Here is a 21,902-nt window from a genome sequence, read left to right as displayed (position 1 = left end):
GTTATGGAAAGACAGAAACAGGCGGAGCCCATGGCCAGTCATGGCAGGCAGGAAGAGGGCGTGCTCTGGCTGACCATGGCCGATGGCCAGCGGTTATTTCTGCGCGATTGGCCGCGGCATCAGGCGCATCATGCGGTGTTGATCGTGCATGGGCTGGGCGAGCACAGCGGGCGCTATGAAGCGCTGGCGCAGTGGTTTCTGGCGCATGGCTATGCGGTGCGCAGCTACGACCAGCGCGGACATGGCCGCACGCCGGGCCCGCGCGGCGCCTTGCGTCGCAGTGACGATCTGTTGACCGATCTCGGCACGGTGTACGAGCACTATTCGGCCAGCCTGGGGCGGCCGCCCTTGCTGCTGGGTCATAGCATGGGTGGCTTGGTTGCAGCGCGCACGGTACTCGATGGTCGGGTGGAACCGCCGGGGCTGGTACTTTCCTCGCCGGCGTTGCGTTCCTATGAAGCACTCTGGTTGCGTCGTCTGGCCGCCGTACTGGCACGCGTGCTGCCGAATCTGCCATTGCGCAACGGTTTGCCGCTGGACGGTTTGTCGCATGATGCAAAAGTGATCGACGCCTACCGCAACGATCCGCTGTGCTCGCGCACGGTAACACCGCGTTTGGCTGATTTCATTTTCCGGGCTGGGGCATCGAGCATTGCCGATGCGTGGCGATTGCGCGTGCCGACGCTATTGCTGGCCGCCGGTAGTGATCGCCTGGTGGATCCATCGGGTAGCCGCGATTTTTCCAATGGCGCGTGGGCGACGAAGCAGCTGACCAGCCGCTTCTTCGATACCTTGTTCCATGAGCTGTTCAATGAAACCGAGACAGGAAGGCATCAGGTGCTGGCGCAATTGCTCGAATGGCTAAAGCGCACCCACATGTAACGGTATGCGTGGGCTGGGATACGATCCCGGCTTCTCGGTGCTGGGATTGCATCCCAGCCTACGCGAGCGACTAGGCAAGTGATTTGCGGTAGACAACAAAGCCCGACTTCTCCGCCACGTTGTCGTACAGCTGCATGGCGGTCGCATTCGTTTCATGCGTATGCCAGTACACGCGCCGGCAACCCGCTGATTCGGCGGCCCGATACACCGCTTCGATCAATGCGCGGCCTACGCCTTGGCCACGGGCTGATTCGTCGGTAAAAAGATCCTGCAAATAACAGCTCGGTTCGATCTGGATGGTGCTGCGGTGGAACAGGTAATGCGCCAGGCCAAGCAGGTTGCCGTCCTGTTCGGCCACCAGCGCATGCACCGGTTCGTAGGCATCGAAGAAGCGTTGCCATGTCGTCTGGATGATGTACATCGACAGTGCCGTCGAACCGCTTCTGCCGTAGAAGGCGTTGTAGCCTTCCCATAACGGCAACCATGCGGAAAAATCGTCTTCTTCTACCGGCCGGATCGTATACGGCTTGCTCATGCGGCATTCCTGGAAGGATCGATGGTCAACAACGTGCAACCCCTGTTCGACGCCATGCTACAGGATCGATCGTGGCAACAGCCGGATCAATGGCGCCGGCGTATCGACATGCTGGAGCAGCTGGAGAGCTGGCTCGTCCACCATGGCGATGCGGCAGAGACGGCGTTCAAAAGCCGCATCGACACCTTGATGCGCGAACTGGAAACGATCAACCAGCAGTTCTATCAATCCGTTCGCCAGGACATCCAGCAAGGCCGCGGCGCAGCCACCCTGCTGCAGTGCGCAGCGGCCACGCCGCACGATGGCGGCGAAGAGAGCTACGACCCATTGGATGCCTTGCTCAGCGGCGTGCTCGATCTTGCCGAGCCCGGCGAGGTACCCGAGCTTGAAGCGGAGATGGTGTTCTACCAGCCGACGCCGGCGCGGCATATCTTCGATTTCGTGACGCGCGCATCGATGACGGCACACGACACCGTTATCGACCTCGGCGCGGGACTGGGCCACGTCACACTGCTGACGGCGATCTGCACGCCCGCGCACTGCATCGGCATCGAGCGGCAACGCGCTTATGTCACGAGTGCACAGCAGTGCGCGCAGGCATTGAACGTACGCAACGCTACGTTCCTGGCACAGGACGTGCGCGACGCACACTTGTCGGAAGGCACGCTGTTCTATCTGTACACCCCGTTCACCGGCGCGATGCTGCGTACCGTGCTGGACATGCTGGCGCGTGAAGCAAGGCGTCGCGCCATTCGGCTTTGCAGCCTGGGGCCTTGCACGGCGGTGATTGCCCAGGAGCCGTGGCTATCGACCGATGACGACTGCGCTCCGCACCGGGCCACGTTGTTCCGCAGCCGCTAGTCGCGTTGCCACTTTCACCAAAAAAAACCGCAGCGCCCGCGACGCTGCGGCTTCAATCCAAATTATCTTGAGTTGTCTATCGTTATGGGCGCGGACCTCGGCGGATGCCGCCAAAGATCAGCGACAGCACGAACAGAATGACGAAGACCACGAACAGAATCTTCGCAATACCCGCCGCCCCGGCGGCAATACCGCCGAAACCGAACACGGCGGCGATGATGGCGATGATGAAAAATACGGCGGCCCAGTAAAGCATGGCAATCTCCATCCGAATCGATTGAGTAGCCGGGCGCGTTAGTGCGTTCGGCGTTGCTGATTCGACCAATGCACCCGTGAAAGACGCGTACGCGTTGTGTACGTGCGGCCTAGGCAATTCAGCGAGATGAAGATCGTGCGTGCCGCGTGTGCAGACCAGGTATGTATGGCGTGCAGCGGGTAGGTGAAAAGCTTCACATCGGCGGCTGGTAACCGTAGGCTGGGGTGAAAATCCCAGCATCCTGAGTCACCGCACATGCTGGGATTTCATCCCGGCCTACGATTCAGGGCGAATCCTTCGGCAGGTCGCCGATCATCTGCATCGCCAAGCCGTCGTAGTTGTAGTCAAAGTGGTGATCGCCCGGCTTCACGTACACCTTCACCCACTTGGGCAGCTTGGGATCGTTGCAGACAGTGTCGTCGCCATCGTCGCGGCCGTAATAGCAAACCAGCGGCGGCTTGTTCTGCAGCGCTTCGATCGGCGGCAAGGCCGGGTAGTGCGGCACCGGGTTGATCCATTGCTTGGCTTCCTGCAGGTGCGTCTTGAGCCAGTTCTCGCGCACCATGATGTAGCCTTCCATTTCAATCTCGAAGTTCACGTCCTGGCTCGGCGAGAGCAGCACCATTTGCGTGATGCGCGCGCGATTGGCGGGGCTGAGCTTGTTGACGATGGTGGGCAGCACATCGGCGCCGAAGGAGAAGCCGATCAGCCATACCTTCTGCTTATGCAGCTGCGTGGTGTATTGATTGATCAGCGCATCGAGATCACGTGCGGATTCTTCCGGTGAACGCATGCGCCAGTAATAGTCCAGGCAGCTGATGCCGAGCACAGGTACGCCGTGCGCCTGCAAACGCTTGCCGAGTTCCTGGTCCAGATCGCGCCAGCCACCGTCGCCGGAATAGAAAATCGCCACAACGTCATCGTGGCCAGCCGGCGCCTGTGTCGCGGGCATTAATTTGACGGTGGCATCTTCCAGGCTGGGATGCGGGAAAGGTTTCCAGATGGCCAGCACCGCGATGATCGCCAGCACGATCACCACCACCGCAATACGCAACTTCATCGACGCACGACTCCGCTTAAGCCACCTGAGATCAGGCTGGCAACATTGGTAAGCACCACCGGCAACGCAATGCCGCCCGGGGCTGCCAGGTACCGCGGCTCCCATTCCGGGTCAAACTTGTCCTTGTAGCGGTGCAGGCCCTGGAAATTATAGAAGCGCTCGCCACGCCCGAAGATGAGTGCGCCGAAACGGTTCCACAGCGGTGCCTGGCGGCGGCTCTGCAGGCCGGACAATGGCGCCATGCCGAGGTTGAACCAGCGGTAGCCCTGTGCCTTGGACCACTGCATCAGCTCCACGAACAGGTAATCCATCAGGCCTGGCGGAGCGTCGGGCAGGTAACGCATCAGGTCGACCGAGGCTTCTTCCATGCTGTCGGTGAGCAGCATGTTGGCGAAGGCCACCATCTTGTCGTTCTGCCACACCACGGCCATCGGCGTGCGGGCGAGATAACGTTCATCGAACGCGCCGAGCGAGAAGCCTTTTTCGCGTACGCGTTTTTCGCGCAGCCATGCGTCGGAGATCGGTTTCAGTTGCGGCAACAGCGCGGATACCTGTGCCTGCGGCACGATTTCCATGCGCACGCCATCGCGCGCGAGTTTGTTCACCGTATTGCGCAACACCTTCTTCGATTTGCCGTCGAGATTGAACTGCTCCAGCCGCACGCGTGCTTCTTCGCCGATCTTCAGCAGGCTCATGCCCACTTCGAGATAGAGATCCAGATCGTCCGGCGTGACTTGATAGAACACCGGCCAGCCACCGCCGCGTTCGCAACGCTCGCGGAAGGTCCACACCAATTCCTGTCGTGTGCGATCGTCACGACCAATCGGATCGCCCATCGCCACCCAGCTGCGCCCTTCGACGGCATACATGATGAAGGCCTTGCCATCCGGATCGAACAGCAGGCTCTTGTCGCCCATCAGCGCAAGATGAGCTTGAGCCGAGTGGTATTGCTTGAGCAGCGGCAGGGCGCGCGCCAGTTCCACTTCATCGGGCAGGGTGGGGCGTGAGCGCGCTGAGCGGATCAGTGTGGTGAGCGCAAACAGAAATGCCACGCCGGTCGCGCCGACCAAGGCACGCAGCGCGCGAGGTGCATTGCCGTGGTAGAAGCTGAATTGCCACCACAAGTCATTGCGGTATTCCACATGCTGGTAGCTGAAAAGCACCAGCCACACGGTGCAGCCCAGCACCGTCGCGCAGGCGAGCAGCCAGCCGAACGAGAACGTGATGTCGAACAACGAGGCGCGGCGGTAGAACAAACGATGTGCCGGCGCGAGTGCAATCGCTAGCAGCACCAGCAGGCCGGCTTCTTCGTAGTCGATGCCTTTCAGCAACGACGCCACCGCACCGGCCAGCAGCAGCACCAGCGTCAACCAATAGGCCGCGTCGAGCCGGCGCTGCAGGCCGCGCGCCAGGATCAACAGCGACATGCCGATCACGCTGTTGAGGAAGTGCGAGATCTCCATCACCGGCAGCGGCAACAGATCGCTCAACAGCTCCAATCGGCCGGGCAGCACGGCGGTTGCCCCGGAGAACAGCAAGATCGCGCCGGATACCAGCGTGAGCCCGGCGAAGAACGGCGGCAGCAAGCCGTTGAACCAGGGCGTGAGCAACGCTGCCTGGCGCAGGCCGCGCGCTTCGCGGATCACTACCGCGACGGTGGCGGCGCACAGCGGCAGCAAGTAATACACGCCGCGGAATGCAGCGAGCGCACCGAGAATCGGCGCCGACAAGGCCTGATTGCCGGTGGCGCCGAAACCCGCCAGCATCACCGCTTCGAACACGCCCAGGCCACCGGGCACGTGGCTGATCAGGCCGGCGATCTGCGCCAGCGCAAAGATCGCCAGGAACGAGCCGAAATGCAGCGCCAGCGAATCGGGCATCAACGCATACAGCACGGCGGCGGCCAAACCCCAGTCCAGCGCACCGACGAACACCTGGCGCAACCCCACGGAGAGCGGCGGTAGCTGCACCTTCCAGCGCCACAGCTTGATCGGTCGACGCAGCAATGCGCCACCAGCCAGCCACAGCAACGGAATCAGGCACAGCACGATGCCCAACAGCAGGTGCCAGTGCGCCAGCGGCAAGCCCAAGGGAATGGGCACCAGCAGCAGCGTCGCGCCGGTGATGGCGAACAGGCCCAACCAGAAACTGAGCGTGCAGAACAGCACGACCTTGGCCACGTCCAGCGTCGACAAGCCGGCCTGGATATAGAAGCGATAGCGGATCGAGCCGGAGACCAGCATTGCCATGCCCAGCGTGTTGCTGAAGGCATAGCTGATGAAGGAGATCAGCGCCACGCGCCGTTTGGGCAGCGTGCGGCCAATCGAATTGAGCGCGAACAAGTCATACAGCGGCATCACCGCGTAGCCGAGCGCGGTCAGCACGATCGCCTGGCCGATGCGTCCGCGGCGCAGGCGATGCATGTATTCGCCCACCTGGTGATAGCTCACTTCGCCCGCCAGCCGATACAGCGCCCACAACGCCAGGCACAGCATCAGCACCGACAACACCGGGCCGGCGAATCGACGCAGCCACACCGGACCGGTGCGGTTGAGGGCGTCTTCTTGGCTAAGGACTTCGGCCCCGCCTTGCTGCTCCACGCTACTGCCTCTCGATTCCCCGAACGCCGATGGTGCCATAGATGGCATGACAGGCAGTAACTTGCGGCCTGTCAGCGCAGACATGCTTCTCATCAAAACAAAGGGCGCTCCGATCGGAGCGCCCTGGATACATCAAGCTGGCGGGACTCAGCCTTTCTTGATTTCGAACGTCTTGCTGGCGGCCTGCTTGCCGTCCACCGAGATATCCACCTTGTACTTGCCTTCCGGCCACAGGTCCGGGTTCTTCATGCTGAAGGTGGTGGTGCTCGGGCTGTCGGCGATGATCGACTGGCTGGTGCTGACGATCATCTGGTTCTTGTCCAGGTAGGTCCACTTGGCGTTGAGCGTGGCGCCAGGCGTGTTGCCGGTGGTGTCGACGCTCACGTAGATGGTCTTCTGGGTCGGCGAGAAGGTGGTCATGTCCTTCTTCACCTTGTGATCGGTGTTGACGGAATCACCCAGCGTCACCGTGCTGACCTGGAAACCGTCGGCGGCCGGTGCGGCGGGGGCCGGTGCTGCCGCGGCGGCGGGAGCGGCGGTGCTCGCCGGGGCGGGTGCGGTGCTCGGATGGGCGGGCGCTGCGGCCGTGGTGCTCGGCGCCGGCTGCGCGGCGGTGCTGGCCGGGGCGGGTGCGGTACTCGGGGCAGCCGGCTGGTTGGCGGGCTGCTGCTCGTTCTTGCCGCAGGCGCTGAGCGCCAGCAGGCCAGCCAATGTCACGCAGTAAAAGGCGGCGGAACGTGCGGAAAGTGTCATGTGCGGGATTCCGAAAATGATAAGTAGCGTTACCGGTAAACCGGCGGTATCGGGGCAACTGCCAAGGCTAGCGGCAGCGATCTGAAGTGCCGATGACCGGAACTGGGATGCTCGGTCAACATGGCTATTGACGCACGCCGCGAGCATTCCCCGGCAGGGTCTTGTCCGTGCTGCGGAAAGGGTTGATGTCCAGGCCGCCGCGGCGCGTGTAGCGTGCGTACACGCTGAGCCGTTCGGGGGCGCAGTGCTTCATCACGTCGATGAAGATGCGCTCCACGCATTGCTCATGGAACTCGTTGTGGGTGCGGAACGAAACCAGGTAGCGCAGCAGGCCTTCGCGATCGATCGGCGTGCCGCGGTAAGCGATCTGCACGCTGCCCCAATCGGGCTGGCCGGTGACGGGGCAGTTGGAACGCAGCAGGTCGGAAATCAGGGTTTCTTCGACCATGCCGGCGTCGTTGTCGGCACGCAGATAATCGGCGCGTGGCGGCCCGTAGTGATCGATCGTTACCGGCAAGCCGTCGATCGACTCGCCTTCCAGATCGGCGAAAGTGTGCTGTGCGACACGCGGCGGGCGAATCGTAACGGTGACCACCGCACCGGCTGCGCGGGTGAGGTCCTGCTGCAACAGCGCGCTGAGCGCCGAGACATTCGCCAGCGGTTCCTGCGCGAAACCGTTGAGGTACAGCTTGAACGACTTGGACTCGATGATGTTCGGCGAGTTGGCCGGCACGTGGAATTCCGCCACGCCCGCCATCGGCTTGCCGTGCATGTCCAGCCAGGACAGCTCATACGCGTTCCAGATATCCACGCCCTGGAATGGCAGCGGCTCGCTGACACCGATTTCATCGCGCTTGCCCTGGCGCGGAATCGGGAACAGCAGGGAAGGGTCGTAACGGTCGGCATAGACGGTGTGCTTGCCGAGGGGGGAGTGTTCGGGGGTGCTCATGCGCACATTGTAATGCGTCGCGCAATCGTCGCCCGGCGAACGCCCCGTAGGCTGGGATGACATCCCAGCATGGGAAGCTGCAGCAAAGCTGGGATGTCATCCCAGCCTACGGGGCGTTCGCCACGCATGGATGGCGGTCATTCCCCACAAACCGCCACTGCCTCCACTTCAAGCCACACCGCGGGATGAAACAACTTCGCCACCTGCACCGCCGAACTGGCCGGCGCATGTTCCGCGGTGATGTACTGATCGCGCACCTCCCGATACACCGGCAGATCGCGCGAGATATCCACAAAGAACGCGGTGAGCTTCACCAGCTGATCGAACCCGCTGCCGCCGGCCGCAAGCACGCTGCCGAGATTGGCAAACACTTGCTCGGCCTGCGTCCGAAAATCGCCCGCGCCGACCAGTTCACCCGCAGGCCCCAGCGGCACCTGTCCGGATACGAACAGCAGGTTGCCAACCCGGGCAGCGGCATGCAGGCCCGGGAAGGCAAACAGATCGTCCGGCTGGATGCGCACGATCGGCTCCATGGTGGTTATCGGCCGATTTGCGCCATGGCGGCGGGGGCATAGCGTGCACCGGCAATGGCCTCCGGCGGAAAGATGCGATCGATCGATGCCAGTTCTTCCTTGCTCAGCACCACGTCGAGCGCACCGATGTTTTCATCCAGGCGCGAGCGCTTGCGCGTACCGGGAATCGGCACGATGTCCTGTCCCTGCGCCATCACCCAGGCCAGCGCGAGTTGTGCCGGCGTGCAGCCTTTTTCCGCGGCAAGTGTTTCCACCTGCTTCACCAGTTGCAGATTGCGCGCGAAGTTTTCGCCCTGGAAGCGAGGATGGGTACGACGGAAATCGTCTTCCTCGAAATCATCCGGCTTGGTGATCGCGCCGGTGAGAAAACCACGGCCCAGCGGCGAATACGCCACCAGCGTGATGCCCAGTTTGCGGCAGGTGGCCAGCGTGTCGTTTTCTTGCACATCGCGCGTCCACAGCGAAAGCTCATTCTGCAATGCGCTGATGGTATGCACCTTGGCCGCGCGCTCGATGGTCTGCGGCGCGGCTTCCGACAAGCCCAGGTAGCGCACCTTGCCGGCCTTCACCAGCTCGGCCATCGCGCCGACGGTTTCCTCGATCGGCACCTTGGGATCCACACGGTGCTGGTAATACAGGTCGACGTGATCCACGCCAAGACGCTTCAGGCTCGCATCGCAACTGGCATGCACGTATTCCGGGCGGCCGTTGACGTCGCGGAAGCTGGGGTTGGCCGGGTCGCGCACGATGCCGAACTTGGTCGCCAGGAACACCTGCTCGCGGCGTCCCTTGATCGCCTTGCCAACCAGTTCCTCATTCGTGTGCGGCCCATAAACGTTAGCGGTATCCAGAAAGTTCAAACCACGCTCCAGCGCGTGGTGGATGGTGGCGATGGATTCGGCGTCATCGGCTGCGCCATAGAACTCGCTCATGCCCATGCAGCCCAGGCCAATGGCGGAAACCTGGGGACCGTTCTTGCCGAGTGTGCGTGTTTGCATGCTTGTCATCTCGCGGCGGGGTGGAGGAAAACTCATCCATGATCGGCCGATGCGGCCCCCTGATAAATGCTCAATAATGAGCTTCACTATTTCATCGAGATCAACAATCCATGGATCGACTCGATGCCATGCGCCTGTTCACGCGGATCGTGGAATTGGCCAGTTTCACTGCCGCGGCGGATGATCTTAATCTGCCGCGCGCCACGGTTACGCACACCATCAAACGGCTGGAAGCGCACCTGGGTACGCAACTGCTGCAGCGAACCACACGTAGCGTACGTACCAGCCGTGATGGCGAAGCGTATTACCGCCACTGCGTGCGGCTGCTCGCCGACGTTGACGCGGTGGAGGCTGATTTTCGCCAGGCCGCGGTGCAGCCGCGCGGACGATTGCGCGTGGATCTGCCTACCCAACTGGCCAAGTTGTGGGTGATCCCGGCGCTGCCCGCGTTTTTTGCGCGCTATCCCATGCTGGAACTGGACATCGGTACCGGCGATCACTTCGTGGATCTTTTACGCGAAGGTGTCGATTGCGTACTGCGCGCGGGCAACTTGTCCGACTCTGGGCTCGTCAGCCGGCGTGTCGGCGCGCTGGAGCAAGCCACCGTGGCCAGTGCCGAGTACGTGCGTCGACATGGCGTCCCGCGCAATCTGGTAGATCTGCAGGATGGCCATTACGCGGTGAACTGGGCTTCGCCCACCACGCATCGCGTGGAACCGCTGGAGTTCATGGTCGGCCGCAAGCGGCGGGAAGTGAGCTTGCCGGGGCGCATCACCGTCAGTGGCGTGGAAGCCTATCGCGGTTGTTGCGAAGCAGGCTTGGGTATTGCGCAATTTCCGCGCTATCACTTGACGGGTGCGTTGGCGAACGGGCAGCTCAAGGAACTCCTGCCCGCCACACCGCCACCTTCCTTGCCGATCACCGTGCTGTATCCGCCGCATCGGCAGATGCCGGCACGCTTGCGCGTGTTTGTGGATTGGCTGGTCGAAGTGATGAGCAAGCAGCTTTGAGCGTGCTGAGGTATCAAAAAAAACACCGTAAATCGAACCCGCCATTCCGGCGAATTATGTCCTGGTCCGAAACACCTTCGCCGGACGGCACAGAGGTAGCGACATTTCGTTGGCGTGCAGGCCATGTTTGGATTCGGCTGCACCTCACCCCAACCTACGTCAAGGCGTGTTGCGCGATCATCCCCGCGGCAACCCATGCCGTGCCACATCGCTGCGCATCGTTTCGCACGTGACCGGTGCGCCCATCGCCATCAGCGTTTCGCGCTGCTCGGTGACCGGAACGCGCAATATGCCTTCTTCCAGCCGCGCGAGTTTCTGGAATACCGGCAGCGCCTGCATGCGCTGCACGAACGATGCCGTGCGTGGCCAGCGCTCGGCGTCCACGGCGTAGCGCACGAACGACGCAGTGCGGAAATAGCAAGCCACGCTGACGTCGGCAATCGACAGCGTACCGAAGATGAAGCCTTCTTGCGGCACCTGCGTTTCCAGGTAATCAAGCGCCGCCGGAATCTCCACCTCTTTCGCGCGCTGCACGATCGCTTCGTCCGTGGGTTCCTTGAAGATGTGTTTGCGAATGGCCAGTTGATAAAACAGCCGCCAGATCAACACATCCGCCAAATACGTATCTGCATATTCCTCCAGCCAGCGCGCCTTGGCGCGTTGTGCAATGTCGGCGGGATACAGCGAAGGCTGCGGATGCTTGTCCTCCAGGTATTGGCAGATCACGCTGGAATCGTTGAGCACCAGTTCGCCGTCGATCAGCACCGGAATACGCCGCAACGGACTGATTCGGCTGAAGTCGTCATTGCCGATAAATGGCGTGATCGGGTCGATCTCGTAATCCAGTCCCTTCAGATCCAGGCACGCCAATACCTTGCGCACATAGGGCGAAATGTAGTTGCCGATGATGGTGTAGCGCTGCGACATACGCTTGGCTCCCAATGAACTGGCCGGTAGCGGCATAGCGTACAAGGCTTCGTGCTGCATGCGCACAAACCCACGCGTCGTGTAGGGACCTTTGGCAGGGGTAGCTAGCCCGCTGCAACCATTACGATCAGGGGTCGTGACAAGATTGGGGGCGGCCGCCAGCGCGGCCATTCGTTTTTCATGGGAGCAAACATGCATTCGATAACCGGCACGTCGCGCCTGTACGGCGCATTGATGTGTGGCCTGCTGGCCCTGGGCTGCGCGAGTGGCGCCATCGCCGCAGGCCGTACGCTCACCGCGCAAGATTACCGCCAGGCTGAGCGTTACATGCCGTACAACACCACGCCATTGGTCGATCACATGGTGAGCACCGTGCATTGGCTGGACGGCACGCATTTCTGGTACGTCGACCATGACGCCAGCGGCGATCATTACCTGCGCATGGATGCCGCCAACGGCAAAGCAGAACCGCTGCTCGACCAAGGCAAGCTCGCCGCCGCGCTCACCAAGGCCGGCAAAAAGGATGTGAAAGCGGACAAGCTTCGCATCAGCGATTTTCGTGTGGCCGCCGATGGACGTGACGAGATCACCATCGGCGATACGCATTACCTGTGCGATCTGAAAACTGCTGGCGAATGCGTGGATCGCGCCACCGTCGTGAAAACCGGCAAGGAGGCCGGCGTGCTGTCGCCGGATCGCAAGCAGGAAGCCTTCATCCGCAACTGGAACCTGTGGGTGCGCGACGTTGCCACCGGCAAGGAAACCCAGCTCACCACCGATGGCGTGGAAAACTTCGGCTACGCCACCGACAACGCCGGCTGGAAGCACACCGACAACGCCATCCTGGAATGGTCGCCGGATTCCAGGCACATCGCGACGTTCCAGCAGGATCAGCGCAAGACCGGTGACATGTACCTGGTCACCACCAAGCTGGGCCATCCGGAACTGCAAGCGTGGAAATACCCGCTGGCGGGCGACAAAGACATCACCATGATCGAACGCGTGATCATCGACGTATCCGCACACAAAGTGCTGCGCTTGAAGATGCCGCCGGACCAGCACCGCTCCACCTTGTGCGACGACGTGAGCTGCGGCGAAGACGGTGGTTGGGATGATGTGAAGTGGGCGCCGGACGGCAAGACGCTCGCCTTCGTATCGACTTCGCGCGATCACAAGCACGAAACCTTCCGCATCGCCGATGCAAAGACCGGCGAAGTGCGCGCGGTGTTCCACGAAGACGTGCCCACGTATTACGAAAGCGGCAACGGTGCCGTGAACTGGCGCTACCTGCCCGATTCGCACGAAGCGATCTGGTTCAGCGAGCGCAACAACTGGGGCAACCTGTATCTCTACGATCTCAGTAACGGTCAGCTCAAGCACGCCATCACTACCGGCGAGGGGAACGTCACTGAGATCCTGAAAGTGGATGCGAAGACGCGCACCGTGTGGTTCCGTGGCGTAGGCCGCACGCCGGGCGTCAATCCGTATTACCAGCAGTTCTGGAAGGTCAGCCTGGATGGCGGCGAGCCGGTGCTGCTCACGCCGGAGCCTGCCGATCACGTCATCACCATGTCCGATGACGGCAAGTACTTCGTCGACAGCTATTCCACCACGGCCAAGCCGCCGGTCGCCGTGCTGCGCGATGCGGCTGATGGGCGCAGCGTCGCAACCGTCGCCACGACCGACATCAAGCGCCTGCTTGACACCGGCTGGCAGCCGCCGGAGCAGATCGTGGTGAAGGCGCGCGATGGCAAAACCGATCTGTACGGCTTGATGTTCAAGCCCACGCATTTCGATGCGGCGAAGAAATATCCGATCATCGACTACGTCTACCCCGGTCCGCAGACCGGTTCGGTGCGAACCTTCGGCTTTGCCGCCTCGGACTACGACAACCAGTCGCTGGCGGAGCTGGGCTTTATCGTCATCGCGGTCGACGGCATGGGTACGCCGTGGCGCTCCAAGGCGTTCCACGACGCGTGGTTCGGCAACATGGGTGACAACACGCTGCCGGACCAGGTCACCGCCATCAAGCAGCTCGCTCAGCGCTATCCGTGGATCGATCTCGAGCGCGTCGGCATCTGGGGCCATTCCGGCGGCGGCAACACCACGGCGGATGCCATGTTCCGCTATCCGGACTTCTTCAAGGTCGGCTGGGCCGAAAGCGGCAATCACGACAACCGCGAATACGAAGACGATTGGGGCGAAAAGTGGCAGGGCCTGCTGGTTACCAACAAGGACGGCACCACCAATTACGACAACCAGGCCAATCAGCTGCTCGCCAAAGATCTCAAGGGCAAGCTGATGCTGGTGCACGGTTCGATCGACGACAACGTGCCGCCGTACAGCACCTTCCTGGTGGTGGATGCCTTGATCAAGGCCAACAAGGACTTTGACATGATGATCCTGCCCAACATGCATCACGGCTATGCCGCCGATACGCCGTATGTCACGCGTCGTCGCTGGGATTACTTCGTGCAGAACCTGGCCGGTGATACGGCGCCGAAGGAGTACGCGCTGAAGCCCTGGCCGTGGCGGTAGTCCGATGAAAGCGGGCAGCGGAGCAAAAAGAGCTTGTGATCTGCGTTGCCTTGATACCGTCGCCCCGGCGAACGCCGGGGCCCAGTGTCTTTGACGACCTGTAAGTCGCTTACGTCCCGGCTTTCCTCGCTCCTCAAAGCAGGGCACATTCATGTGCCCTCCCCGCGTACGCCGGGACCACGAGTTTTTTAGCCCGTAGGCTGGGATGACAATCCCAGCTTTTCCAGCCTCCGGACGCTGGGATCGGCATCCCAGCCTATGTTATCCACTGCGGGTCGCTACCACGGGTGGTACCGAAGCCGCGCGCAAGGCAGGACCGAGCACGGCAAGCTGCCCGAGCAACCATAGGGCCAACGCGCCGATCGCGAGATAGAGCAAGGGCAACCGCGGCTGTTCGTCATGCAGCATCAACAGCATGTTCAAGCCGTAAGCGAGCACGGTGCCGAGAGCGACGCCGATGCTCACGATCAAGAAGTTTTCCCATTGGAAATAACGCAGGATATCCCGCCGTGTCGCGCCCACCGCACGACGAATGCCGATGGAGCGCCGGCGCTGCTGCACCCAGAAACTGGCCAGCCCCGCAATACCCAGCGCGGTGACCACCAGCAGGCCCAACGCCGCCGCCACCAGCAGCGCGATCATCGTGCGGCTGCGATGAAAGAAATCCGCGCGCAGTTGTTCGAACGTCTGCGCATGCCGAAGGATGCGATTGGCATGCAGATGGTTGAGCACGTCAGTTGCTTGTTTCAGCACGCGCTCGCGATCTTGTGGATCGGTGCGCAAGACGTAGGTGACGTCATTGGCGTCGGGCAGCATCGGAAACAGGGTGGCATCGTCGTTGTCGGCGCTTTCGTGCGCCTGTGGGCGCCGCAGGTGATCGACCACGCCGACGATGCGCACCGGCTTCTCATCCGGATAGATCGCTTTGCCGAGTGCATCCTGGCCAGGAAAAAGCTTGTTAGCCAACGCGCGCGTGACGATGGTGACGGGCACCCGATCAATGCCGTTCCAATCGTGCGCACTGCCTAACGGCACGTATTCGTCCGGTAAGAAATCGCGACCTTCGATGAGATGCAGGCCGAGTGTGGCCAGTTCACCGGGTGTGCCGTTGAATGCGGTGGCCGTGGCGGGCGCGGGACCGTCTTGCACCAACGCAATGCCGTTGCTCCAGTCGCGGTGATTGAAAGGCATTGCATCGACGGCTGCTGCGGATTTCACACCCGAGATGGCCCGCAAGGCCGCCAGGTCGGCGTCGTGACGCACCAGCGGTTGCGCGTTTTCATCCAGATCCGTGCTGTCGATCAACACCAGTTCGTTCTCCGCCACGCCGCTGGGCTGGCGTAGTTGCTGCACGCGATCGACGATCATGAAGGCGACGTTGCACACGATGGCGCAGGTAAAGCCGACCTGCAGCATCAGCAGTAAAGCAGTGAGCTTGTGGCGAGTAAGGCTGGCGACGATTGGCGGTAGCGACATGGTGCGCCTCATTGCGTCTTGAGTTGTAAGGCGGGTGTGACGTTGCAGGCGCGCCAAGCCGGCACGAGTCCGGAGCACGCGCCGGCAACGATGGCCAGCAAGAAGGTGCCAAGCAGCATGCTGAAATCCATTTGCGCCAGATGCGCATAGCCGTCCGGTCGATGCCGCACGCTCCACAAGCCCAGCTCGGCAATGCCCAGGCCCAGTGCGCCACCGGCCAGTCCGATCGCGCCCGCTTCAATGCCCAGTTGCAGAAACACGTCGCGCCGCCGCGCGCCCAGCGCGCGGCGCACGCTGATCTCACCGCCACGGCGCAGGAATTTCGCCAGCAGCAGGCCGACGATGTTGAGCATGCACACGCCCAGAAAACCCAGCGCCAACCACAGCTGCAAACGCAGATCGCCAGGTACCACGTGTTGATTGCTCAGCCAATCCATTAATCCAAATAGCTTCGCATCGGGGAGACGCGGAAAGCGTCCGTGGGCTTGCTGGTCGCGCCAGTAGCCGGTGAGAAAATCGCGATAGGCGTGAGCCTTGGCTGGGCTGTCCAGTTCCACCCAGAATTGCAGCCAGGTGCAATGATCGCTGGCACGCCCATCGCCACCATTGTCCCAACACCACATGCGGCCGCTGAAATCGAAATTCAGTTCCTGCGCCGTCTGCAACGGTATGAAAAATTGATCGGTGCTGCCGAAGGCGGCGTTGTCGATCTGTGCGTAGAAGATGGGTTGCGGTTGCCAGTCGTCCAGCACGCCGACCACGCGGAAATCGGTGTTCTTCAAGCGCACGTTGCGGCCGATGCTGGGTGCGCTGCCGAACAGTTTGCGATTCAAGTCGGCGTTGAGCACGACCACGCGTGCACGGCTTTGATCATCCTGGGCATTCCAGCCGCTGCCCGCACGAAAGGGCGTGCCGAACATGGGAAAGAAGTCGGCGGTGACGTAATGCCCCGCTTCAAAAAAAGGATGCAGCGCCGCCTGCGTCGGTTGCACCGGCAGGGTGCCTGCGGCCATCGCGGCCTGCCGATCTGCGCGCGCTGCGTGCAGCAGGTACATCGCATCCGTCCAGGTCATGGCCGCATCCGGCGTCGTGTCCTTGGTCTTGGCATTGCTGACGGGATGCGGATCGATCACCGGCACGTACAGTTGTGTACTGCGTCCAGGCAACGGATCGCCGGACATCACGTGCAGCACCGTGATCATGGTCATGCTGGCGCCGATCCCCAAGCCGATGGCGAGAACCATCAATGCCGTGATGATTCTGTTGCGCTTGAAGCTGTAAAGAGCGAGCAAACAGTAATAGCCGAGCATGGTGAGTTTCCCTGTGCGCAGGACGCAGTACGCCAGCCGCCCACGTTTGCGGGCGGTGCATGTCTATCTGGATGTGCCGTTGCTGAAACGATCGGCGCGCTTCACGCGCGCCGGGTTGTCATCGATCGACGGGTTTTGCCAAGCCTTTCGCGATGGCGTCGCTCAGCACGCGGTCCAGCTGGCGATCCCTTTCCTGCGAACGTTTTTGTTCCTGCGCTGACATGGCCGTTTCGCGCTGTGAAAGCTCGGCTTCCTGCTTGGACAGTGCAGCCGCTTGCTGATCGATGGCCTTGCTTTCGCGTTGTATTTCAGCCTGCTCCTGATCGATGCCGCGTAGCTCCCCTTCAAGGCTTGCTTCGTCACCGCGGCCGTCCTGCGCTCGCGAACTCAGCGCCGCGCGTTGCGTCTCCATCGCGGCACGGCGACCTTCCACGTCGGCCTGTCGAGACGCGAGGTCCGCCTGGCGCGCAGCCAGTCCGGCCTGCTGGCCGGCAAGCTCGCCTTGCTTGCCGGCGAGTTCGCCCTGCGCCTGCGCGACTTGTACGGTTTGCGCATAGATGTCCTTGGCTTGCCGGATCACGTCTTTATCGCGAATCAGATAGGACTTGTTGTTCTGGCGTAGCCATAGCAGCGGTGCGTGACCATGGTCCAGGCGCTGCGCTTGTGCAAGATCCGCGTCGCTGCCCTGAACGATGACGGTGTCGCCATCCAGCAAGACAAGGCCATGGTCCGCATGCGTCCTGGTATCGATGTCCACGTGGGCGGCGTTGAAGTCATGCGCGGGTGGCGGTGGCGGCGCGGGTGGTACGACCTGTGAAGGCGGTGCTGGCGGAGCCGGCGGTGCAGGGGGCGCAGGTGGCATGGACGGCGCCGGTGGCGGCGGAGGTATCGCATAGGCTTCCGTGGCGGCCGGGGTTTGCGCCGATGCGCTCGTCTGTTCCGCGCGCGCCGCGGTCACGCGATAGGGCAGTACCCCGATCAACGCCATCGCTGCCACCAGCAACCAACCCTGCGTACGCGGTCTGGTCTCGCTCTGTTGCAACATGATCAGTCGCCTCTTCAAATGGAGGAACGTGGAAGATGCACCGGCAAGACTGGAATGCACGGGATTGACCACGCCCAGTCGAACCAGCAGATGGCCGTAGTGCTGTGGCGTGGCATCGTGACGCTGCACTACCTGTGCATCGCACGCGGCTTCGCGATAGATCGCGTACTCGCGCATCGCCCAGTTCACCAGCGGATGGAAGAAGAACAAGCGCTGCGCCAGCGCGGGAATCCAGCCCAGCCACAGATCGCCGCGATGGATGTGCGCCAGTTCGTGCGCGATCGCCATCGCCAGTTCGTCTTGCGACAGGGTCTGCTCGGACGGCAGCAGCACCACGGGGCGCCACAGGCCGCTGACCTGGGGTGACACGATCGCGTCGGAAATGCGCAAGGCCGGTGTGCGGCGCATGCCTAGCGCGTGGGCTTGCTGCCTGCACAGCGCTGACAAGGCGGCACTCGCCGGTGCACGCGCCTCGCGCGACAAGGCCCGCGCTTCCAGCCAGTGCCGTGCCGCAAAGATCACTTGCGTCAGGATGATCGACAGCCACAACAGCAGTGCGGCCTCCGGCCATGACCCAATCCAATGGCGGCTCGGCGCAGTGACGACCGTGGCTTGCGTTGCTGCCATCGCAGCGGTCGTATCGGCGCCCAGATGCACGATGACTTCGTGCGGCGCCGTGAAAGCCATTTGCTCGGCCGGCTTGAGCCAGTGCAATTGCACCGGCGTGCTGAGCGCCATCCCCAGCACCAGTTGTGCGCCCACCAGCCACCACAGCATGCAACGCACGGCCGCCGAAAGACGCGGCACATAGCGCATGATCAGCCACAACGCGGCGATCAGCAGGGCGGCTTGCGCGCTGGTCCAGGCAAGACGCGGCAGCAGCACATCGGCGAGCGTACTGAGCATTTCCATGTCAGCTTTCCTTGCGTTGCGATTGCAGTTTGGCCACCAGCGCTTCCAGCTCAGTCAGCTCGCTGTCGCTGACGTCCGCCTTCTGCGACATCCAAGCCACGAACGGCGAGAGCGAGCCGGACAAGGTCTTTTCCACAAACTGACCCACCGCGTTGTTCAACGCTTCGTTCGGTCCGGTGGTGGTGCTGTAGCGGTACACACCGTCGACGTGACGGCGCTTGAGGTAACCCTTGCTGCGCAGGCGTTCCATCATGGTCAGCACGGTGGAACGCGCCAGGTCGCGCGCTTCGCCGAAATCGGCGGCGGCTTCGCCCACGGTGGCGTGTTCGTGTTCGGCCAGGTAATGCAGGAGCGCCAGTTCCTGGTCGCCGATGGATGGTTTGGGCATGCGGTTCGATCCGTGACTACAGGTGTAGGCACGCTACGCCTGACTACAGCTGTAGTCAATAGGCCTCGCGGCGTGGGCTGGGATGACATCGTAGGTTGGGGTGCGAACCCCAACATTCTCCGCGTTGGGGTTCGCACCCCAACCTGCGTCTCCAATGCCAGTCGTGTCGCCCCCACCCAAAGGGATCGTGAATTGCGGATATCAACCACGACCACCGGCACTCTTGAGGTCACACATCCCGCGCATACTTCCGACCTTGCCGGCATCGTGCCGCCATCCCAGCAACCGGTGATCCCATGACTCCCCAGGAACAACTCCTTCTCGACGATTTCCTCCAGCGCCTGGCCGCCGTCAACGGCGTGAACAAGGACGCGCAGGCCGATGCGCTGATCCACCAGCGCCTGGCCAATCAGCCCGACGCGGCCTATCTATTGGTGCAACGCTGCCTGTTGCAGCAGCATGCGCTGGACGCGGCAAAGGCGCAGATCGCGCAACTGCAGGCGCAATTGGCCGGGCAACAGCAGGGCGGCGGCAGCTTCCTTGGCGGTCAGCCGCAGTCCGCGTGGGGTAACAACCCACCGCCGTTCCCGCCGCAACAGCAAGCTGCACCGGCTGCTGCACCAAGTTGGCGCGAGCGCTTGTTTGGCAGCGCGCCGGCCGCGCCGCAACAGGGCGGCGGTTCGAGCTTTTTTGCCAATGCAGCGACCACCGCAGCCGGTGTCGCCGGCGGCATGTTCCTGTTCGATGGCATCGAAAGCCTGCTCGGTGGCCACCGTGGCGGCGGTTTCTTCGGTGGCGGTTTCGGTGGTCAACCCGAGGTGATCGAGAACGTCACCGAGAACAATTTCTACGACAACGGCAACGACAACCTACCGAGCGGTGGTGATCAGGATTTCGCATCCAGCAATGATTTTGATGATGCGAATTTTGATGGCGGCGGGTTTGACGACGACAACAGCTGGACGTGATTCTGCTGCTGTGCCTCCCTCCCTTTGGGGGGAGGCAGCGAGACATCGATGCCATGAAACGCGAAGGCCGTCCATGATTGTCGTGGATTCCAGCGCGCCGCGACGGCGGAGAACTTGTCGTAGGTTGGGGTGCAAACCCCAACATCGCCGGCTCGATGCATATGGCGATGTTGGGGTTCGCACCCCAACCTACGTCAAGCAAGTTCCTTGGTGAAAAAAATCCGGCTGCTTCCGGGCGGATCGCAGGGAAAATTACCGAACTCGCGCCAGCCTTGCTTCGTATAAAAGCCCGGTGCCTGGAAATTGTTGGTATACAGGATGCCCGTGCGGCAACCGCGGCGTACGCCTTCCTCTTCAGCCATGCGCAGCAGCGTGCTGCCCAGACCGTTGCCGCGCATGGATGCGGGCAGGAAGAACACGTCAATGAACAGCATGCCGCGCGAGGTGCGGCCATTGAGTCCGCCCACTATGTCGTGCGTAACCGGATCGCGCACCAGCAATGCCAGCGGACGCTGGTCGGCGATGCCGCAAGCATCCAGATTGAACTGATCGAGCGGGCGACGGATCGCCGCCAGCTCGTCGGCCGTAGGGGTATCGGTAAGAACGATAGGCGGCATCTCCATGTCCGCCGATTATGCGTCAGAACGCCATGTCAAAGGCGACTTCGCCTTCCACGCCGACCTGATAGGCAGACACGCGGCGTTCGAAGAAATTGGTGACTTCCTGCACGTCCTGCAGATCCATGAAGTCGAACGGATTCTTCGCACCATACTTCTTCGGAAGATCGAGCTGGGCCAGACGCTGGTCTGCGCAATATTCCAGATACTGGCGCATGTCCTTCACCGACAATCCCGCCACACCGCCGGAAAGCACATCCTCGGCAAATTGCGTTTCGCAGGCGATGGCTTCTTCCAGCATCGCTTCGACCTGCGCGCGCATGTCCTCGTCGAACAGATCCGGCTCCTGCGCACGGACGGTACGCACCACGGCAAACGCAAAGCCCATATGGCCGGATTCATCGCGGAACACCCAGTTGGTACCCGAAGCGAGACCATGGAGCAGACCGCGCGAACGCAGGAAATACACGTAGGCAAACGCGGCAAAGAAGAACAGTCCCTCGATGCAGGCAGCAAAGCAGATCAGATTGAGCAGAAACTGCCGGCGCTGCTCGCGCGTTTCCAGCTTTTGCAGGTTCTGGATCGAATCGATCCACTTGAAGCAAAACGCACCTTTCTGCTGGATCGACGGAATGTTCTCGATGGCCGCAAACGCTTTGTTGCGCTCGTTCGGATCAGGAATATAGGTATCGAGCAGGGTGAGGTAGAACTGCACGTGCAGTGCTTCCTCGAACAACTGGCGCGACAGATACATGCGCGCTTCCGGCGCATTGATGTGCTGATACAGATTCAACACCAGGTTGTTCGCCACGATAGTGTCGCCAGTGGCGAAGAAGGCGACCAGGCGGTGGATCAGGTGGCGGTCCGCATCCGTCATCTTCGACTTGAGGTCGGTGACGTCGAGGGAAAAATCCACTTCTTCCACCGTCCAGGTGTTCTTGATCGCGTTGCGGTACATCTCGTAGAACTCGGGATAGCGCATGGGGCGCAGGGTGAGCTCGAAACCGGGATCGAGGATGTGCTCGGACATGGATGTTCCTTGGGCCTTAGTCGAGTTTGCGCGCGTACTTGCCGCGCACGAAACGGCTGATGTAGGTGGAAAGGCCGATGCCAGCTTCGGCCAGGGTTTGCATGTTGCGTACATGCATGCGGCCGGGCTTGGCGTCGGTGTATTCGTAAGTGCCGTCGCGGACGAAGTGCACCAGGATGAAGCCCTTGCCGATCGCATAGGCGCTGACGCCGGAGCGGCGGCTGCGATTGCGGTAGGGTTTCAGGCGGGGCATG

At 61.9% G+C, this 21,902-nt stretch carries 21 protein-coding genes; 5 read left to right on the top strand and 16 right to left on the bottom strand.

Features of this window, described 5'->3' with window-relative positions; translation table 11 throughout:
• Positions 1-3: 3 nt before the first annotated feature.
• Entirely contained in the window at positions 4-882 is an 879-nt protein-coding gene (locus VJR68_RS19120; RefSeq protein WP_414647821.1) for an alpha/beta hydrolase, read from the top strand.
• A 70-nt stretch (positions 883-952) separates the two neighbouring features.
• On the opposite strand, the gene VJR68_RS19115 is transcribed toward VJR68_RS19120, so the two are convergent.
• Positions 953-1,417, bottom strand: a complete 465-nt coding sequence (locus tag VJR68_RS19115; protein WP_324150239.1) for a GNAT family N-acetyltransferase — start codon at positions 1,415-1,417, stop codon at positions 953-955.
• A 21-nt stretch (positions 1,418-1,438) separates the two neighbouring features.
• Here VJR68_RS19115 and VJR68_RS19110 point away from each other — a divergent pair, with 21 nt between their 5' ends.
• Complete coding sequence (locus VJR68_RS19110; RefSeq protein WP_324150238.1) at positions 1,439-2,278, top strand: methyltransferase domain-containing protein; 840 nt, start codon at positions 1,439-1,441, stop codon at positions 2,276-2,278.
• Positions 2,279-2,360: 82 nt separating this feature from the next.
• Here VJR68_RS19110 and VJR68_RS19105 read toward each other — a convergent pair whose 3' ends face one another.
• From VJR68_RS19105 to VJR68_RS19075, 7 genes are all read right to left on the bottom strand, one after another.
• Entirely contained in the window at positions 2,361-2,534 is a 174-nt protein-coding gene (locus VJR68_RS19105) for a DUF1328 domain-containing protein (protein WP_324150237.1), read from the bottom strand.
• A 283-nt stretch (positions 2,535-2,817) separates the two neighbouring features.
• Positions 2,818-3,594, bottom strand: a complete 777-nt coding sequence (locus VJR68_RS19100; RefSeq protein ID WP_324150236.1) for an AcvB/VirJ family lysyl-phosphatidylglycerol hydrolase — start codon at positions 3,592-3,594, stop codon at positions 2,818-2,820.
• Complete coding sequence (gene mprF / locus VJR68_RS19095; RefSeq protein ID WP_324150235.1) at positions 3,591-6,194, bottom strand: bifunctional lysylphosphatidylglycerol flippase/synthetase MprF; 2,604 nt, start codon at positions 6,192-6,194, stop codon at positions 3,591-3,593. Before mprF ends, VJR68_RS19100 begins: the two co-directional genes overlap by 4 nt.
• Positions 6,195-6,341: 147 nt before the next feature.
• A complete protein-coding gene (locus VJR68_RS19090; RefSeq protein WP_324150233.1) occupies positions 6,342-6,947 on the bottom strand; it encodes a hypothetical protein in 606 nt (201 codons plus the stop codon).
• Between the two features lie 124 nt (positions 6,948-7,071).
• A complete protein-coding gene (queF, locus tag VJR68_RS19085; protein ID WP_324150231.1) occupies positions 7,072-7,896 on the bottom strand; it encodes an NADPH-dependent 7-cyano-7-deazaguanine reductase QueF in 825 nt (274 codons plus the stop codon).
• A 137-nt stretch (positions 7,897-8,033) separates the two neighbouring features.
• Positions 8,034-8,429 carry a RidA family protein gene (locus VJR68_RS19080; RefSeq protein WP_324150230.1) on the bottom strand — a complete coding sequence of 132 codons (396 nt, stop codon included), beginning with the start codon at positions 8,427-8,429 and terminating at the stop codon, positions 8,034-8,036.
• Between the two features lie 5 nt (positions 8,430-8,434).
• Positions 8,435-9,427, bottom strand: a complete 993-nt coding sequence (locus tag VJR68_RS19075) for an aldo/keto reductase (protein ID WP_324150228.1) — start codon at positions 9,425-9,427, stop codon at positions 8,435-8,437.
• A gap of 110 nt (positions 9,428-9,537) precedes the next feature.
• On the opposite strand from VJR68_RS19075, the gene VJR68_RS19070 reads away from it, so the two are divergent.
• Entirely contained in the window at positions 9,538-10,437 is a 900-nt protein-coding gene (locus VJR68_RS19070; RefSeq protein WP_324150227.1) for a LysR family transcriptional regulator, read from the top strand.
• Positions 10,438-10,614: 177 nt separating this feature from the next.
• On the opposite strand, the gene VJR68_RS19065 is transcribed toward VJR68_RS19070, so the two are convergent.
• Positions 10,615-11,364, bottom strand: coding sequence for a glutathione S-transferase family protein (locus tag VJR68_RS19065; RefSeq protein ID WP_324150226.1), 750 nt, complete (start codon positions 11,362-11,364; stop codon positions 10,615-10,617).
• A gap of 192 nt (positions 11,365-11,556) precedes the next feature.
• On the opposite strand from VJR68_RS19065, the gene VJR68_RS19060 reads away from it, so the two are divergent.
• Positions 11,557-13,902 (top strand): S9 family peptidase, encoded by a 2,346-nt coding sequence (locus tag VJR68_RS19060; protein ID WP_324150225.1) that lies wholly within the window; start codon positions 11,557-11,559, stop codon positions 13,900-13,902.
• Between the two features lie 261 nt (positions 13,903-14,163).
• On the opposite strand, the gene VJR68_RS19055 is transcribed toward VJR68_RS19060, so the two are convergent.
• The 4 genes from VJR68_RS19055 to VJR68_RS19040 form a co-directional block, all read right to left on the bottom strand.
• A complete protein-coding gene (locus VJR68_RS19055; protein WP_324150224.1) occupies positions 14,164-15,378 on the bottom strand; it encodes an ABC transporter permease in 1,215 nt (404 codons plus the stop codon).
• An 8-nt stretch (positions 15,379-15,386) separates the two neighbouring features.
• Entirely contained in the window at positions 15,387-16,688 is a 1,302-nt protein-coding gene (locus VJR68_RS19050) for an ABC transporter permease (RefSeq protein WP_324150223.1), read from the bottom strand.
• 118 nt (positions 16,689-16,806) lie between these two features.
• Entirely contained in the window at positions 16,807-18,645 is a 1,839-nt protein-coding gene (locus VJR68_RS19045) for a M56 family metallopeptidase (protein WP_324150222.1), read from the bottom strand.
• A gap of 1 nt (position 18,646) precedes the next feature.
• Positions 18,647-19,033, bottom strand: a complete 387-nt coding sequence (locus VJR68_RS19040) for a BlaI/MecI/CopY family transcriptional regulator (RefSeq protein ID WP_324150220.1) — start codon at positions 19,031-19,033, stop codon at positions 18,647-18,649.
• 296 nt (positions 19,034-19,329) lie between these two features.
• Here VJR68_RS19040 and VJR68_RS19035 point away from each other — a divergent pair, with 296 nt between their 5' ends.
• On the top strand, positions 19,330-20,001 hold the full coding sequence (locus VJR68_RS19035) for a DUF2076 family protein (protein WP_324150219.1): 672 nt from the start codon (positions 19,330-19,332) through the stop codon (positions 19,999-20,001).
• 194 nt (positions 20,002-20,195) lie between these two features.
• Here the strand turns inward: VJR68_RS19035 and VJR68_RS19030 are convergent, their stop codons facing one another.
• The 3 genes from VJR68_RS19030 to VJR68_RS19020 form a co-directional block, all read right to left on the bottom strand.
• The gene (locus VJR68_RS19030; protein ID WP_324150218.1) at positions 20,196-20,618 is read right to left on the bottom strand and encodes a GNAT family N-acetyltransferase; all 423 of its coding nucleotides are present in this window, start codon (positions 20,616-20,618) and stop codon (positions 20,196-20,198) included.
• Between the two features lie 22 nt (positions 20,619-20,640).
• On the bottom strand, positions 20,641-21,648 hold the full coding sequence (locus VJR68_RS19025; RefSeq protein ID WP_324150216.1) for a ribonucleotide-diphosphate reductase subunit beta: 1,008 nt from the start codon (positions 21,646-21,648) through the stop codon (positions 20,641-20,643).
• A 16-nt stretch (positions 21,649-21,664) separates the two neighbouring features.
• A partial coding sequence (locus VJR68_RS19020; RefSeq protein WP_324150215.1) for a hypothetical protein occupies positions 21,665-21,902 on the bottom strand: 238 nt, incomplete at its 5' end.

Source organism: Dyella sp. (assembly GCF_035277725.1).
In the GTDB taxonomy this organism is placed as follows: domain Bacteria; phylum Pseudomonadota; class Gammaproteobacteria; order Xanthomonadales; family Rhodanobacteraceae; genus Dyella_B.
Note: the sequence above shows the minus strand (reverse complement) of the source record. Positions and strands in the feature narration are given on the sequence as shown.